Source organism: Corallincola luteus, from assembly GCF_004336975.1.
Taxonomy (GTDB): Bacteria; Pseudomonadota; Gammaproteobacteria; order Enterobacterales; family Neiellaceae; genus Corallincola; species Corallincola holothuriorum.
Genome location: NZ_SJXE01000001.1, coordinates 316,443 through 333,299, shown reverse-complemented (window position 1 = coordinate 333,299; position 16,857 = coordinate 316,443). Strand labels below are relative to the sequence as shown.

Annotated in this window: 15 protein-coding genes; 2 read left to right on the top strand and 13 right to left on the bottom strand. The window is 50.4% G+C overall.

The genetic code is table 11. The annotated features are described in order from the left end of the window. Positions 1-5: 5 nt before the first annotated feature. Both rnr and EZV61_RS01475 read right to left on the bottom strand, forming a co-directional pair. On the bottom strand, positions 6-2,513 hold the full coding sequence (gene rnr, locus EZV61_RS01480; protein WP_131414093.1) for a ribonuclease R: 2,508 nt from the start codon (positions 2,511-2,513) through the stop codon (positions 6-8). A gap of 85 nt (positions 2,514-2,598) precedes the next feature. Further along, positions 2,599-3,294 carry a tetratricopeptide repeat protein gene (locus EZV61_RS01475; RefSeq protein ID WP_131414092.1) on the bottom strand — a complete coding sequence of 232 codons (696 nt, stop codon included), beginning with the start codon at positions 3,292-3,294 and terminating at the stop codon, positions 2,599-2,601. Positions 3,295-3,520: 226 nt separating this feature from the next. Here EZV61_RS01475 and EZV61_RS01470 point away from each other — a divergent pair, with 226 nt between their 5' ends. Further along, positions 3,521-4,024: a hypothetical protein gene (locus tag EZV61_RS01470; protein ID WP_131414091.1), complete on the top strand. Its 504-nt coding sequence runs from the start codon at positions 3,521-3,523 to the stop codon at positions 4,022-4,024. 74 nt (positions 4,025-4,098) lie between these two features. Here EZV61_RS01470 and EZV61_RS01465 read toward each other — a convergent pair whose 3' ends face one another. The 11 genes from EZV61_RS01465 to EZV61_RS01415 form a co-directional block, all read right to left on the bottom strand. Next, positions 4,099-5,397: an adenylosuccinate synthase gene (locus EZV61_RS01465; RefSeq protein ID WP_131414090.1), complete on the bottom strand. Its 1,299-nt coding sequence runs from the start codon at positions 5,395-5,397 to the stop codon at positions 4,099-4,101. Positions 5,398-5,464: 67 nt separating this feature from the next. Continuing rightward, entirely contained in the window at positions 5,465-5,665 is a 201-nt protein-coding gene (locus EZV61_RS01460; protein WP_114336941.1) for a DUF2065 domain-containing protein, read from the bottom strand. A 62-nt stretch (positions 5,666-5,727) separates the two neighbouring features. Beyond that, positions 5,728-6,606 (bottom strand): protease modulator HflC, encoded by an 879-nt coding sequence (gene hflC, locus EZV61_RS01455; protein ID WP_114337370.1) that lies wholly within the window; start codon positions 6,604-6,606, stop codon positions 5,728-5,730. 2 nt (positions 6,607-6,608) lie between these two features. Continuing rightward, entirely contained in the window at positions 6,609-7,769 is a 1,161-nt protein-coding gene (gene hflK, locus EZV61_RS01450) for an FtsH protease activity modulator HflK (protein WP_131414089.1), read from the bottom strand. A gap of 71 nt (positions 7,770-7,840) precedes the next feature. Beyond that, positions 7,841-9,127, bottom strand: coding sequence for a ribosome rescue GTPase HflX (gene hflX, locus EZV61_RS01445; protein WP_114336939.1), 1,287 nt, complete (start codon positions 9,125-9,127; stop codon positions 7,841-7,843). 20 nt (positions 9,128-9,147) lie between these two features. After that, entirely contained in the window at positions 9,148-9,405 is a 258-nt protein-coding gene (gene hfq, locus EZV61_RS01440; protein ID WP_114336938.1) for an RNA chaperone Hfq, read from the bottom strand. Between the two features lie 88 nt (positions 9,406-9,493). Then, a complete protein-coding gene (miaA, locus tag EZV61_RS01435; protein ID WP_131414088.1) occupies positions 9,494-10,432 on the bottom strand; it encodes a tRNA (adenosine(37)-N6)-dimethylallyltransferase MiaA in 939 nt (312 codons plus the stop codon). Continuing rightward, the gene (gene mutL / locus EZV61_RS01430) at positions 10,422-12,296 is read right to left on the bottom strand and encodes a DNA mismatch repair endonuclease MutL (RefSeq protein WP_131414087.1); all 1,875 of its coding nucleotides are present in this window, start codon (positions 12,294-12,296) and stop codon (positions 10,422-10,424) included. Before mutL ends, miaA begins: the two co-directional genes overlap by 11 nt. A 4-nt stretch (positions 12,297-12,300) precedes the next feature. Then, positions 12,301-13,629: an N-acetylmuramoyl-L-alanine amidase gene (locus tag EZV61_RS01425; protein ID WP_233496405.1), complete on the bottom strand. Its 1,329-nt coding sequence runs from the start codon at positions 13,627-13,629 to the stop codon at positions 12,301-12,303. A gap of 1 nt (position 13,630) precedes the next feature. Next, entirely contained in the window at positions 13,631-14,143 is a 513-nt protein-coding gene (tsaE, locus tag EZV61_RS01420; protein WP_131414086.1) for a tRNA (adenosine(37)-N6)-threonylcarbamoyltransferase complex ATPase subunit type 1 TsaE, read from the bottom strand. Between the two features lies 1 nt (position 14,144). After that, positions 14,145-15,650: an NAD(P)H-hydrate dehydratase gene (locus EZV61_RS01415; RefSeq protein WP_158537948.1), complete on the bottom strand. Its 1,506-nt coding sequence runs from the start codon at positions 15,648-15,650 to the stop codon at positions 14,145-14,147. 4 nt (positions 15,651-15,654) lie between these two features. On the opposite strand from EZV61_RS01415, the gene queG reads away from it, so the two are divergent. Beyond that, complete coding sequence (gene queG / locus EZV61_RS01410) at positions 15,655-16,803, top strand: tRNA epoxyqueuosine(34) reductase QueG (protein WP_170308589.1); 1,149 nt, start codon at positions 15,655-15,657, stop codon at positions 16,801-16,803. The last annotated feature ends 54 nt before the right edge of the window (positions 16,804-16,857 follow it).

Here is a 16,857-nt window from a genome sequence, read left to right as displayed (position 1 = left end):
GTTAGCTATTTACGCTTTTTCTTGGCTGGTTTTTTCTTCGCTTTACCGCCACCAAGCGCAGCAGCGGCTGAGCGCTGCGCCGCAGACATACCAGAGTTCTTACCCTTCTTACCGCGGCCTCCGGCTTTGCCTTTCTTCGATGGCGCAACAATACCGGCTTTCATTTTGTCTCGCTCACTGACCGCTTTTCCGCCGCTTTTGCCACGAGAGGCACCCGCTTTATTCCGTCCAGCGCCACCACTCTTGCCACGCCCTTTACCACTGGAGTTACGACCGCTGCCGCTACGTCCTTTATTCGCCGTGGCGTTTTCACCCGCCAGTTCAAAGTCGATCTTACGATCTTCAAGGTTGACCCCCACCACTTTGACGCAAACAGTATCTCCGAGGCGATAACGTGTATGGCTGTTTTCACCAATCAGCTGATGGTGCACCTGATCAAACTGATAGTAGTCATTCTTCAACGTAGAGACATGAACCAAACCATCGATCAACAGATCATTCAAACGCACAAAGAAGCCAAAACTGTTCACTGACGAGATCACACCGAACAGCTCGTCACCAACGTGATCCTGCATATACTCACATTTCAGAAACGCATCAACATCACGGGTCGCATCATCGGCACGGCGCTCGGTCATCGAGCACTGAGGGCCAAACAGATCCATCTCTTCGGTCTGATAGTGATAGCCGCCGGTGGGTGTCCAGCGTTGTTTTTGATCGCCATGAGTTTCTTTCGCCACCAGATACTTCAACGCCCGATGGAGTAGAAGATCCGGATAGCGGCGGATCGGCGAGGTAAAGTGACTGTATGCAGCCAATGCTAGGCCAAAATGACCTTCATTATCAGCATCATAGATAGCCTGCTGCATCGAGCGCAGCAACATGGTTTGGATCAACTCCTGATCTGGTCGCCCCTCAATCTGACTGACCAGGGCACCGAAATCAGACGGTGTAGGCTTATCATCACCGCTCAAGTTAAGACCTAACTCACCAATAAAGCGCCGGAAGTTCTGCAGCCGTTCTTGCCCTGGAGATTGATGCACGCGATACAGTGCTGGCTCTTTGTGCTTACCGACAAAGCGGGCAGAGGCAACATTTGCCAAGATCATGCACTCTTCGATCATCTTGTGGGCGTCATTGCGCTCCACCGGTACTATCTCTTCAATTTTCCGCTGCGCATTAAAAATGAAACGGCTTTCTACTGTTTCAAATTCGATGGCACCACGCTGCTGGCGCGCACCTTTTAAAGCACAATACAGACGATGCAACTCTTGCAGGTGAGGAACCTGAGTCGCGTACTGCTCATTCAGTTTGTCATCGCCATCAAGAATGGCAGCAACCTTGTTGTAAGTGAAACGCGCATGGCTTTTCATGACCGCTTCATAAAACTTATATCCGGATAACTGCCCCTTCGCACTCACCGTCATCTCGCACACCATACAGAGGCGATCGACTTGCGGATTCAAAGAGCAAAGCCCATTAGAGAGCTTCTCAGGCAACATGGGGATCACCTGATTAGGAAAGTAGACTGAGTTGCCACGATTCTGCGCTTCGTTATCCAATGCGGTATCGGGTCGCACGTAATAGCTAACATCGGCAATGGCTACCCACAGGCGCCAACCGCCGGAGCGTTTTTTCTCACAATAGACGGCGTCGTCAAAGTCGCGGGCATCTTCACCATCAATGGTAACAAGCGGTAAGTCACGCAGATCTACTCGGTCGGCCTTGGCCTCTTCCGGTACCTCTTCACCGACTTTTTTTATCTGCCGCTTAACATCTTTCGGCCACTCATGGGGGATATCATAGTTGCGCAGGGCGATCTCGATCTCCATGCCCGGCGCCATATGCTCGCCCAGCACCTCGATCACCTTACCCATGGCATTGAAACGTTGCGTCGGTCGAGTTGTGATCTGACAAACGACGATCTGACCATGCCGAGCGCCTAATTTATCTTCCGGTGGGATCAGAATATCTTGATTAATACGGGTATCATCGGCCACCACAAAGCCCATGCCATTTTCCACAAAGTAACGCCCGACAATCTCCGGATTGCGCTCCTCCACCACACGAACCACACGGGCTTCTTTGCGCCCCTTTCGATCAGTGCCGACCTCTTGTACCAGCACCTTATCGCCGTGCAGCACTGTGGCCATCTGGCGGTCATGCAGGAACAGGTCTTCTCCTTTGCCACTGGCCGTTTCTGGCCGGACAAAACCAAACCCCTCGCGGTGAGCGATCACTGTGCCTTTAATCAAGTTCAGTCGTTCTGGCAGCGCATATTTTTTGCTGCGATTAAACACCAGCTGACCATCTCGTTCCATTGCTCGAAGACGGCGTTTCAAAGCGATACTCTGATCCTCGCCCTGCAAATCCAACTGTGCCTTCACTTCATCATAAGAGAGGGGAGCCGAGCTGGCTTCAAACAGAGAAAGAAGATAGGTGCGACTAGGGATAGGATTCTCGTATTTAGCCTGTTCCGAGGCCAATTCCGGATCTTGATGCGGTTTATTCACTTAAACTGCCTACTGTGTGGAGTTACCCACAGTATACCGGATCTGTGAACAAGCGCCGAATCACAGTTCCACTATGTATTATAAATTAACCCTTTATCGACGCTTGCTTCAGTTCGGCCACCACTTCTGGTGGCATATGAGTGGCCAATTGGGCAAGTAATTTGGCAGCACGTTGGTGGGTTGCCTTGTCGGCGATCACTGCTTCACTTAGCCAACGATAAGCATCCGCGTAGTCATAGGGACTCCCCTGCCCGGCAGCAAAAATCTCTACCAGCTCCAGTTGTGCACGAAGGTTGCCTAATGAAGCCGCTTCCCGCAGGTAAACAATGGCTCGATCGAAATTCTTCTGCACCAAGATGCCTCGATGATAGTAGCGGCCAAGTTGTTCCAATGCTGCAGGTAAGCCTTGACTCGCGGCACGCTCGATATAATGAATGCCTAACGGCGCATCCCGGTCATAACAAACTCCCCAAGCCAGCATATCGCCATAGAGGAATTGATAAACGGGAACTTCCATCTTTTTAGCGCGCGCTTCGATATCAGCGACCAGCTGACAATCGTCATCCTTTACCTGTTGCAGATGCTTATTTGCAACAATCAACTGTCCTAACTGATCCTGAGAGTAGATCTGAATGGCACGCAAAGGCGGCGCGGTTTCTATCTCTGGTTCACCCGCCAACACTGGAGCAGTGTCAGCACTAGGCGCTGGGGCAGGTTCGTTGGCGAACGTCGTGACTGATAGCCCCAGTAAAATGCATAGGGCACTAAATCGAATAATCATCTTTTACTACCTTTGGTGCGATAACCCGTTATCGGCATCGATGGCTCAAGCTTTAGTGTAACCCAACCACTACATCTTAGTTGAGCCTACGCAGTGCTCAAATTTTGAACAAATAGATGTTCGCCAGTATGATCTTGATCCATTGAGGTGTCACTGAAGCCACCTGCTGCTGAGAAGTCGTTATACTCAAAATAGATCAACAAGAGCCTATGCAGGGAGAGCCTAAATGTTGAGACTGATGTTGTTATGTTGTTCGTTATTTATTCTGTTTCCCGCCAATGCCAATAACCAACTAAAGGTGCTTTCCCCTGTTATTGGTCATTGGGCAACTAAAGAGGGCAATGCCAGACAACATTTCTACTGGGGTGTGGGTGAGCGGATTATCCACGGTTATATGGAGATACCATTAGGTGACGGTTGGCAGCGGGTCTCTGAAGGCTCATACCACTGGGATCCCGTCACCAGCAGTGTTCGTGGCACCTTCGTTGGCATCAACATGGGAATTTCCTTGTTCTATGTAAAAGGCGCAATGGAGGGAGGCAAACTGGTATTTCATAACCGTACCCTCAGTGAACAAGGGCAATGGCTAGACAGCGTTGAAACATGGACCTTTGGTAACCCAAACAGTTTCGAATATGTTATCGAAAAAGTGGAAGCAGGTCATCGCAAGCCATGGTTACACGGCCAGTGGTTGAGAGTGCAGGAAGAGCCAGAAGAAAACCAACGATAAAATAACGCGACTAAACGCCAAACAATAAAAAAGCCGCATCAATGCGGCTTTTTTGCTCCCGTAACACACTTAAGCTATTCGGCGAAAGGGTGACGCAGGATCATGGTTTCATTTCGGTCTGGACCCGTAGAGATAATATCGACCGGCACTTCCAGCAACTCTTCAATGCGCTTGATGTAGTTACGAGCTTCGACTGGGAGTTTCTCAACCTCTGTCACTCCATAAGTCGAACTCTGCCAACCAGGCATTGACTCGTACAAGGTTTCAACCTCTTCGTAGCCATCAGCAGCCATCGGCGGAACGTCAACGACAGAGCCATCTTTAAGCTTATAGCCCGTACAGATTTTCAGTTCGTCCAAGCCATCAAGTACATCCAACTTAGTCAGACACAAACCTGTGATGGAGTTGATCTGCACAGCTCGACGCATCACTACAGCATCAAACCAGCCACAACGACGCTGACGCCCAGTGGTTGCGCCAAACTCGTGGCCTTTGGTTCCCAGGTGGTTACCCACTTCACAACCAAGTTCAGTAGGGAACGGACCCGCACCCACACGAGTGGTGTACGCCTTAACGATACCCAGCACATAATCGAGATGACAAGGACCAAAACCAGCACCAGTGGCGACACCACCGACCGTGGTATTGGAAGAGGTCACATAAGGGTATGTACCGTGGTCGATATCCAGCAAGGTACCTTGAGCACCTTCAAACATAATGGATTCGCCGTTCTTACGAGCCTTATCCAATACGTCCGTGACATCAACGGTCATCGCTTTCAATGTATCGGCGATTGCAAGGCAATCGGCCAATACCGTGTCGTAATCCACTGCATCAACTTTGTAGTAATCGGTCAGCATAAAGTTGTGATATGCCATCACCTCTTTCAGCTTCACAGCAAAGTCTTCAGCGTTGAACAGGTCACCGACACGTAAACCGCGGCGGGATACCTTATCTTCATAAGCGGGACCGATACCACGACCGGTGGTACCGATAGCTTTCTTACCGCGCGCTTTTTCACGGGCAACATCTAATGCCACGTGATACGGCAGGATAAGCGGACATGCTTCTGAAATGAACAAGCGCTCGCGCGCAGGTACACCACGCTCCTCAAGCATCTTAAGCTCTTTAAACAAAGCATCCGGAGCCAAAACCACGCCATTACCGATAAGGCATTTTACGTTGTCACGTAAAATTCCTGATGGGATAAGGTGCAGAACGGTTTTTTCACCGTCTATCACCAAGGTGTGACCCGCATTGTGTCCGCCTTGATAGCGCACAACATAGCTGGCTTGATCTGTTAGCAGGTCTACGACCTTGCCTTTACCTTCGTCACCCCATTGGGTGCCTAGCACTACAACGTTTTTGCCCATTTCTCAGGTCGCCACTGTTCTAACGGTTGCGAGGAAAAGCGGGATTCTAGCAGATCTGGTGGAGAGATCACCCTTTTTGCCTAAGGATCAGCCATAACAACAGCAAACCTGCTGAAACCATTACCAATCCAATTTGGCGAAGCAACTCTGGGGACTGTGCTGACATGCGCCGAAGTAGACGGCTCCAGCGGTTAGGAAACATGAGTGGGCCAACGCCCTCAACAACAAGTAGTAGTGCAAATCCAATCAATAAACCAGTTGTTAGCATGCTGTCTAAATTCCCTACTCAGAATACACGCAATAAAAAGGGGCCTGAAAGGCCCCTGTCGTCTATTTTAGTTCAGCTTGTTTCATGTACTGAAAGAATTCACTGTCAGGACGGATAACCAAAATATCCCCCTTGTTAGCGAAACTCTCGCGGTAAGCCCGCAAAGAGCGCAAGAAAGCAAAGAACTCAGGATCTTTGTTGTAAGCATCAGCAAAGACTTGTGCCGCAGACGCGTCACCTTCGCCTCGTAACGTACGCGACTGACGTTCAGCATCCGCCAACATGACTGTCACTCGGCGATCCACTTCCGCCATGATGATCTCCGCTTGCTCTCGCCCTTTCGAACGGTGCTCACGGGCAACAACTTCACGTTCAGTACGCATCCGGTTAAAGATCGCATCACGGATCTCTTCCGGCAGGTTGATGGTTTTCACCCGCACATCGACCACTTCGATGCCCAGGTCTTTAGCGCTTTCCGCACCTTCGCTTAAGGCTTCAGCCATCAAATCATCACGTTCACCAGAAACGATTTCCTGAATAGTACGGGTACCAAATTCTGTACGCAGACCGTTCGTAATTTTCAGTTCCAGCAAGCCTTCTGCACGATAGCGATCACCACCGGTAGCCAGATAATACTTGGCAAAATCTTTGATCCGCCATTTAGCGTACGAATCAACCAGCAAATCTTTCTTCTCTTTGGTGATAAAACGATTTTCCTGAGCGCTCAATGTTTGCAGACGCGCATCCAAAATCTTTACACCATCGATCAGAGGGATCTTAAACTGTATACCTGGCTCATAAACCACTGCCAACCCGTCTGCTCCACGGATGACCTTTTTAAACCGCTCAACAATACCGCGCTCGCCCTCTTTGACGACAAAGACAGAGGAATAGAACAGCACCGCAATCAGGGCAACTAAAACGACTCCAATACGTTGCATCATTAATTTCTCCCCTGACGGAAACCTTGGTCACGAACAGTACGTCCATTGACCTCAGGATAAGCATTATCACTAACAGATGAGTCGATCACCATAGGTGGCGTACCTGAACTCGGGCTACGCGCATTATCACGTTGCTGCATCATCTTTTCCAACGGCAGGTACATGATGTTGTTACCACCTTCGACATCGACCAATACCTTGCTGGTATTGCTCAATACAGACTGCATCATTTCGATATACAGACGACTACGAGTCACTTCAGGTGCCGCTTGGTATTGAGGCAACAGTTGTTCGAACTGGGCCACTTCACCCTGTGCTTCCAACGTTACCTTCTGCTTATAACCTTCAGCCTCTTCCAACATACGCTCTACATGACCTCGAGCCTGAGGCTCTTTCTCGCGAGCGTAAGCGCGTGCCTTGTTGATGATCCGCTCTTCATCTTCTCGTGCCGCAACCGCATCATCAAATGCATCACGTACTTGCTGAGGCGGACGCGCATTCTGGAAGTTAACATCACGAATGGTGATACCGATGCCGTAGTTCTCGATAATCTTTTCTAACTCTTTCCACGTATCTTGACGCACCTGCTCGCGGCCTTCACTAAGCACGTCATCCATGCGGGCATGACCGACGACATAACGCAATGCGCTATCCGTTGCCTGCTTCAGGGTGTCATAAGGATCCGGCACGCTAAATAGGAAGGCACGCGGGTCAACGACGCGGAACTGTACTTCCATCTCCACCCGCACCACATTTTCATCACGGGTTAACATGTTGCCACGGGACGGCATAGATTGCGTGGTGCTGACATCGACAGCGATATAATCGTCAATAAACACTGGACGCCAATGAAGACCAGGCTGTACCTCTTCGTGATAAGCACCAAAACGCAAAACCACACCGCGCTCAGCTTCCCGAATGGTATAAAAACCACTTAATGCCCAAACAATGACGGCAACCACCAGTACCAAGCCGATAATGCCGGCAGAAAAACCGCCGCTGCTCGCACCCGAACCGCCGCTGCCACCAAAGATCCCGCCTAAACGGCGTGAAACATTTCGAATCGCTTCATCTAAATCAGGTGGTCCCTGATCGCGGCCACCTTTATTTCCCCAAGGGTCTTTATCTTGACCCCCTTTCCCCGGCTCATTCCACGCCATCGATGCTACTCCAGTTTTATGGATGCTCTATTAATCAAAGAATTACGTTAATCTATTCTTCCGCCATCCAATTAATGACAGATATATGACTCAATTGGTTCCGGTGAATGCTTAATTAATCTCTGCCAATCAGCACTTGGCATACGCACCGTCATTAACCAGCCACCTTGTTCCGTATACTCATCTTGCTGCACACAATTCAAGCCATACAGCACCCCTCGCACCCTACCAAGTTGCGGGGGAAGGTTTAAACAGTGCTCAACCACCGTGCCAGATAAACGCTCACTTAACGCTTCAAACAGCAACTCAATACCGAGATCCTGCTGCGCCGACAACCAGACACTGACCGGTAAGCCATCATCATCCCGTTCAATACGGGGCGACATATCCTCGACCAAATCAATCTTGTTATACACCATGAGCACGGGCACTTCACCCGCATCGATCTCATCCAGCACCAAATTGACCTGATAGGTATTGTCTTGCAGACGTTCGTCTGCAACATCAACCACATGCAACAGCAATTGCGCTTCCTGCGTTTCCTGCAGGGTCGCTTTAAATGCCGCCACCAGATCATGGGGGAGATGACGAATAAAACCAACCGTATCCGCTAAAATAGTCGGTCCAACATCATCTATATCCAATTTTCTCAATGTTGGATCTAGGGTCGCAAATAGCTGATCTGCGGCATACACCCCAGCATCAGTAATACGGTTAAACAGCGTCGACTTACCTGCGTTGGTATAACCCACTAATGACACCGTTGGAATTTCCACCCGGCGCCTGGCTCGGCGGCCCTGCTCTCGCTGCTTTGAGACCTTAGCCAATCGCTTGAGAATGTGGTTGATACGCCCGCGCAACAATCGACGATCAGTTTCCAGCTGGGTTTCACCCGGTCCCCGCAAGCCAATACCACCTTTTTGCCGCTCCAAGTGAGTCCAGCCACGGATCAAGCGCGTAGAAAGATGGCGCAATTGGGCAAGTTCAACCTGCAGCTTACCTTCGTGAGTACGCGCCCGCTGCGCAAAGATATCCAGGATCAGGCCGGTACGGTCGATCACTCGACACTTACATATCTGTTCCAGATTGCGCTCTTGGGAGGGAGATAGCGCATGATTAAAGATAATAAGGTCTGCCGAGGTTGCCTGAACCAAGGCAGCCACTTCATCAGCCTTACCTGCGCCAATAAAATATTTTGCACTAGGAGAAGGACGGCGGGTAGTGACCACATCAACAGCATCAACTCCCGCCGAATGAACAAGCATCTTTAACTCTGTTAAATCTTCCCGTTCACCCTCGTCTGTGAAATCAACATGAACTAGGATCGCCTGTTCACCAACGTCATAACGGTCAAACAAGCGTTATCGCCTCCAGTCCATTAACCACTTTGATCGCCATTTTCAGGCTTACCTGCGGTATGACTTGCATGTGAGATGGGACGTGCTGGAACCACGGTTGAAATAGCATGCTTGTAAACCATCTGGCTCACAGTGTTTTTCAAAAGGATCACAAACTGGTCAAATGACTCTACCTGTCCCTGTAATTTAATCCCGTTTACCAGATAAATAGAAACTGGCACACGTTCCTTACGCAAAGCGTTTAAAAATGGATCCTGCAAAGATTGCCCCTTAGACATCGCCTTATCCTTATTATTTTATTATTGCTAATTATTATGTGAAGAGATTTCCCTAAACAAGACAGTAGTATAAACAACACAGACCTGTCTAGCGAATGGCTGCAAGCAAGATTTTCAGGTTATTTTTATCATCACTTTGCAACCAGGTAACATTTGGCCAACTTCGTAACCAGGTTAATTGCCTTTTGGCCAATTGTCTTGTCGCCACAACACCACGAAAGATCATCTCTTTTTCATCATAACGGCCTTCGAGATATTCCCAAACCTGGCGGTAGCCAACACAGCGAATTGACGGCAGATCTATGTGTAGATCGCCACGCTCATACAAGCGCCTCACCTCTTCCACCAAGCCCTGCTCGACCATCTGTTTAAAACGCAATTCGATGCGCTGATGAAGTACCTGACGGTCATTCGGCGCAATCGCAAATTGCACGACATCAAAAGGCAAAGGCTCCGCAGATTGTTGCGCGATCCACTCTGATAAGCTTTTACCACTACTCCGATAAACCTCTATAGCACGGGACAGCCGTTGCGGATCATTGGGGTGGATACGGGCTGCTGAGTCTGGATCGAACGAGGCGAGTTCGTCATGCAAAGCTTGCCAGCCTTTGCTGTCAGCTTCCAGTTCAATCTGTTTGCGCAGACCGGGATCAGCCTCCGGCAGCTCAGATAGCCCTTCCAGCAAGGTTTTAAAATACAGCATAGTGCCGCCAACCAGCACAGGTAATTTACCCGCCGCCACGGCATTGTGCATAAGTTGCAAAGCGTCTTGGCGAAATCGTGCTGCAGAATAGGCCTCCGCCGGATCAATCACATCAATGAGCTGATGCGGACATTGCGCCAACTCTGCTGAAGAGGGCTTCGCCGTACCGATATCCATCCCTCGATAAACCAATGCAGAATCGACACTGATCACCTCACAGGGATACACCTCATTCAACGCCATCGCCAGATCCGTTTTACCAGAAGCGGTAGGCCCCATCAGAAATATCGCTTTAGGTTTGCTTACGTTGGCATCAGTGTTCATGGTGCTCCGGATAACGATTGCTAAGTTCGGCCATTGCACTGTTTAAGCCGATCTCAATACTGTTATTTCTTAGTAGAGAATCTATCTCATTGGACGGCAACACCTCTTGCAACCAATGTTGCAACTGGGCAAGCGATTGCGTCTGCTGAGCTGTCGCGAGCGGCATGGCCAACCACTTCACTAGCTGTGACAGTGTCACTTCGGCATTTTGCGATAAGAACTCTAACAACGGCGGTATGATTGTCGACCAGCTTACTTGCCGCAATCTTGCCGGGATCGTTTTCAGAATTAGCTTGCCCCTCTTCGGTTGCGCCATCTGCAGTCCTAGCTGCGCAAGCAACGCCTCATGATGTTGCGCGGCATGAACAAGTTCGTCAGATAAAGAGAAGCTCACCGGCAGTAACAGAGGTTGCGCAACGATACCATCAGCGACATCCGCTATCAGAGCACATTGAATTCGCTGTTGATAAGCCGGAATTAATGCCGCTAAATACAACTGTCCATCATCACGAAACAGCAGGTAATGCTGTTGATGAATGGCCAACCATTGAAGATCCGTGCTTTGGTCACCTGATAACACAGGTGTAGCGGCTGAGTCATCGGCCGGCACCGTCATCAACTGGCTATAGGCTGCCGCGGCGGCTGGCTCAACAGCACCCTGACCGCGATAAGTGGATGGCGCATGGCGAGCACGACCGTCGTAGCTGGCAGATTGTGGTTCAGCAATCCTTAATGCTGGCGGCTGGTAGCCCGCATCGTTGCTGATCTCAGTTTTCGCCTCAGCAACAAAGCACGGCGAAATCCCTGAGCTGTCTGCAACAACACTCTGCGGCAGAATTTCCGGTGCGGCAATTTCTCCCCAATTAAGCCCTTCATTCAATGCCTGATGCAAAACCTGATAGATATAGTCATGCACCAATCGGGACTGATGAAAACGCACCTCATGCTTGGCGGGATGAACATTCACATCCACCTGCCGTGGGTCGATGTCAAAATAGAGCAGAAATACCGGCTGCAGCTCAGCTGGCAGCAGCTCATCATAGGCCTGACGTACCGCATGATTAATCAGTTTATCGCGCATCACACGGCCGTTGACGTAACAGTACTGATAATCATGGCTCGGTTTGCAGGCTTGCGGATGCGCCAACCAACCCCGTATCTGCATATCGTGGTGTTGCGCTTTAACTTGGATAGCTTGCGCCAGAAATTTTTGCCCAAATACCACCTGCAGACGTTTGCCTAAGGCAACGTCAGAATCACCACTACGAAACTGGCGCACCGGTTTGCCGTTGTGGGTCAGGGTAATGGACACATCTTGTCGCGCTAATCCAATCCGCTTAACCACTTCATCAATGTGATTGAATTCGGTTTTTTCGGTACGCAAAAAACGGCGACGGGCTGGCGTATTGAAGAATAGATCGGCCACCTCTACGGTAGTGCCTTGAGGGTGGCTGGCAGGGAGTAATTCAACCGCCATATCACGCCCCTCCGCTTTTGCCGCCCACGCTTCGCTCTGTTCAGCACTGCGGGAGGTGAAAATAAGGCGGGACACGGAACTGATACTGGCGAGTGCTTCGCCACGAAACCCCATGCTGGTGATCGCTTCGAGATCATCCAACGTGCTGACCTTAGATGTCGCGTGGCGGCTCAATGCCAGTGTCAATTCCTCTTTTTCAACACCACAGCCATTATCACGAATGCGGATCAGTTGATGACCGCCGCGAAGGATATCGATCTGGATCCGCGACGCCCCCGCGTCCAAGCTGTTCTCCAACAACTCTTTAACCACAGATGCGGGGCGTTCGACAACTTCACCCGCCGCGATCTGATTAGCCAAACGCGGGGGTAGGATTTGAATGGGCATCGACTCAGGAACTCGGTATTGTCAGCACTTGACCTATTCTGAGCATATCGCTTTTTAACTGATTGGTCTTCTTCAGTTGCGTGACCGACGTATTGTAGCGCTGAGCTAGCACAGATAAAGATTCACCGCTTCGAACCGTATGCGTGCGCGGATGTAAGCTGGCGTAAAGGCTACCTTCAGGTGGCGCTCTGCGAAAATACCGACTAACGCCCTTAAAGATCGCTTTCGCCAATCCTACTTGATGGGATTTACTATTAAGTAGCTTCTCTTCTTCTGGATTAGAGATAAAGCCAGTTTCAATCAAAATAGAAGGGATATCTGGTGATTTCAGCACGGCTAAACTGGCTGATACCGGCTCTTTTTTATGTAACTTGGTCACTTTACCCATATAGTAAAGAATGTCTTTACTCGCCTCATAGCCTGTCGCTCGGCTGTTATCCATCGACATATCAAGCAAGGTTTGCGTTAAGTACTTTTCACTCTGAGCATCGGACAACACCTCGCCAGCGCCACCGAGCAATTCTGAATGTTTCTCGGTCTTCTCCAGCCAACGGCCGATCTCTGTTTTGGCTCGACGGTTCGACAAATACCACACCGAGGCACCCCGCGGCTGTGGCGAGGTAAAGGCATCAGCATGGATCGATAGTAACAGATCAGCACCGTGTTGACGGGCCAGTTCAGAGCGACGGTTGAGGCCGACATAATAATCACCGGTGCGCAACAGCACCGCCTTCATGCCCTTTTCCGCGTCAATAAGCTTACCCAAACGGCGGGCAATTTCTAACGTCACTTTTTTCTCGTAGATACCACGGCCACCGATAGAGCCAGGATCTTCGCCACCATGACCAGCATCAATGGCGATCACAATCTCACGTTTTTGCTCACTGCGGTTATTGGTGATCACCGCCTTTTTTTTCTTTTCATCAAACAGATCGATAACCACCCGATCGCCATACGGCTCGGTAGGCTTCAAGGCAAACACCTTTGGCTTCAATGCCTGTTTCAGATCTAACACCACGCGCAGGGTGCCTTTCTTAGGTGGTTTGCTGGTACGTACCTTTTTAACCAGATCGCTGCCTTTAGCAACATTTCGCAAATCTAATGATGTATTTGAAGATTTAAAGTCAAATACCAGACGATCAGGATTTTTCAACGCAAAATAGCTGTACTCTGCCGGTGCTGACAGATCAAACACCACACGGGTATTGTCCGGTGATGGCCACACCCTCACGCCATGCAACTCCGCAGCCATGGCACTCAGACTGACCGCCATCGCTACCCAGACGGTTGCGCCTATTCGGATCAGTTTACCCAACATCTTCATACCACTCATGTCACTCATTTTCTGTTACGCTGCTAAACGCAGTACTGCTCTTTAATGCTGCCAAGATAGCAATACCGCGCACATTTTTTGCTGTCATTGTCAGCTGCCTCGCCTCGCCCTCATAAGCCAAGGAGACAGTGAGATCCGCCTCAGGGAGAAACCCCTCCCCACGTTGCGGCCATTCTATTAGAGAAACGTTATTGTCTGCAAAGTAATCACGAACCCCCATAAATTCAAGTTCCTCGGGGTCTGCAAGGCGATAAAGGTCGAAGTGGAACACACTTTGCTCACTAAACTGGTAACTCTCCACCAAGGTGTAGGTCGGACTTTTCACATTGCCATTATGCCCTAGTCCTTGCACTACACCGCGACTAAAGGTGGTTTTGCCTGCACCTAAATCACCATACAGGTAGATCACTGCCCCCTGCTTCAGCGCCGGCGCCAAGCATTTGCCAAAGGCGACAGTGGCATCACTGTCAGGCAGTAGGAAGTTCAACTGTTTGGTGTCTTCTGTTTCTGTCATCTTACGGATTCACTAACGTTCGAATATGTGGCAATAAATCAGTGGCACAGGTACCACGCTCTCCCATGATGGTTGCCATATCTGCAGCATCTCCATGAATACAGACAGCCAACGCGGCGGCATCACTGATCGTCAAACCTTGGGCAATCAATGCGGCGATTATACCGCAAAGTATGTCTCCCATCCCGCCACTGGCCATTCCGGGATTTCCCACCGTCGCGACAGCGAGCTGTTGGCCGTCATAAATGAGTGTGCCGGGGCCTTTCAGAACCACGACCCCCCCCAGTTTTTTCTGCAATGCCCGCACGGCCGCATACCGATCTTGCTCGACCTCTTCAATATCACAGCCAAGCAGACGCGCCGCTTCGCCAGGATGAGGAGTTAATACCCAATTATTGCGATATGGAATATCCGGCATCGCGGCCAGCAGATTCAAGGCATCGGCATCAACGACCAACGGCTGAGGTTGTTGCAAGGTGGCCTGGAGATGTTGTAACCCCCAAGAGCGCCGCCCCAGACCTGGACCGACGACCACCACATCAGCCCAATTAAGTCGGTTTTCAACCAGCTCATCACTCTCGGCGGACTCAAGGCACATCAACTCAGGCTGCTGTGCCAACATCACCGCCTGATGACCAGGATGCGTAATGGTGGCAATCAAACCCGCCCCAGCCCTTAACGCAGCTCGCGCCGCCAATACTAATGCGCCAGCATAACTCTGGTCTCCACCAACCAAACTGACTCGGCCATAATCTCCTTTGTGGGAAACCTTTGAACGGGGCGCGATTAACGGATTAAAGGTCTGACGCCGAACTAAACCAACACAAGATTCAACGAGTCCATCAAATGCCGCGCCGATACCCAAATCATTAAACTGCAGCTCACCCACATGATCTGCGGCGCTACCGGTAAATAGCCCCAACTTACGACCAACAAAACAGATGGTTGCCGTGGCGTGCACTGCGTAGGATTCAACCCACCCTGTATCGGCATTCATCCCCGACGGAATATCAATAGCAAGCACAGGTACACCGGCATTATTGATGCAGGCTATCACCTCATCAAAGGGCGATCGCAGTGGACCTTTTGCCCCAGTACCTAACATGGCGTCAACAATCACATCCGCTTTGGCTAATAGCTCCGGCTGCCAACCGGTAACCTCACCCCCTGCGGCCATAAATGCCGCTTTTGCCTTGGCGGCATCACCAGCGGATTGTTCCGAATGTCCCACTTGACACAGAGTGACCTGCAACTCTTCCGAAAGCGCCAAACGGCCTAAGACAAAGCCGTCACCACCATTATTTCCCCGTCCGCATAATACCAATATATTGGTGGCTAACGGCCAGCGACTCCGAAGCGCAAGGTAAGCGGCATTGCCCGCCCGTTGCATCAAATCCCATAGTGACAAGCCGACCGAGATAGCAGCTTCGCCTTCATGCTTTTGCACTTCAGACGCGGAATAGAGTGGGTATGTTAGACTGGAGCCCTTAAGAGTCGAACGATCCATATTCATGTCGATTAAAACTTCACCGGATTTAATTCAGTTAACTGAAGATATCAAGCGCTGGGGCCAAGAGCTAGGCTTTCAGCAAGTTGGTATCAGCGATCTTGATCTGCGCGATCAAAAACAGGGAATGGAGCTGTGGTTAGCCAATGGCTATCACGGTGAGATGCAGTACATGACGGCCCATGGGGATATGCGCTATCACCCAGAGCAGTTGCATCCTGGCGCACTGAGAGCGATCACTGTGCGTATGGACTACCTACCGGAAAACGCGCAGTTTGCTGCCAACTTAAGCGATCCCACTCAGGCCTACATCAGTCGCTACGCCTTAGGGCGCGATTATCACAAATTGATCCGGAATCGGCTAAAGAAATTAGCCCAACGCATTGCCGAACAGATCGATGGTGTGAATGCCCGCCCCTTTGTCGATTCAGCGCCCATACTGGAGCGACCATTGGCTGCCAAAGCGGGGCTGGGGTGGATCGGAAAACACAGCCTGTTATTAGACGAGCAGGCTGGAAGCTGGTTTTTCCTGGGTGAGTTACTCATCAATCTACCGCTACCGGTCGATACGGCGAGTGACACTGCCCCCGGTTGTGGCAACTGCAAAGCTTGCATCACCATCTGTCCGACGCAGGCCATTGTTGAACCCTATGTTGTTGATGCCCGCCGCTGTATCAGCTACCTGACCATTGAACACCCAGGGATCATTGATGAAGCGCTACGTCCACTCATGGGAAATCGCATTTATGGCTGCGATGACTGCCAGCTGATCTGCCCATGGAATCGCTACGCGCAACTGACTCAGGAGGGGGACTTTTCACCACGACAACAACTGCATCCACAAAAACTATTAGATCTGTTTGCTTGGGATGAAGCCACCTTTTTGAAAAATACCGAAGGCAGCCCGATCCGGCGGATCGGCCATCAACGCTGGCTACGTAACATCGCCATCGCCTTGGGCAATGCGCCGTATAACGAGGCGATCGTTACTGCGTTAACTAACGTAATACAAGCTGAGCCATCGGAGATGGTTGGTGAACATGTTGGGTGGGCGATTCAACAACAGAGAAGTAAGTCCGCTGATTATGAACTTCGACGGCAAACCCAGCGTCTAATCAACAGTGTCGAACGCGCGCTACCCAGAGATGCGTAATGGCGACACCCAATTAACAATTGCTAACCAAAACTCTGCTTTGGTTCAACCTAA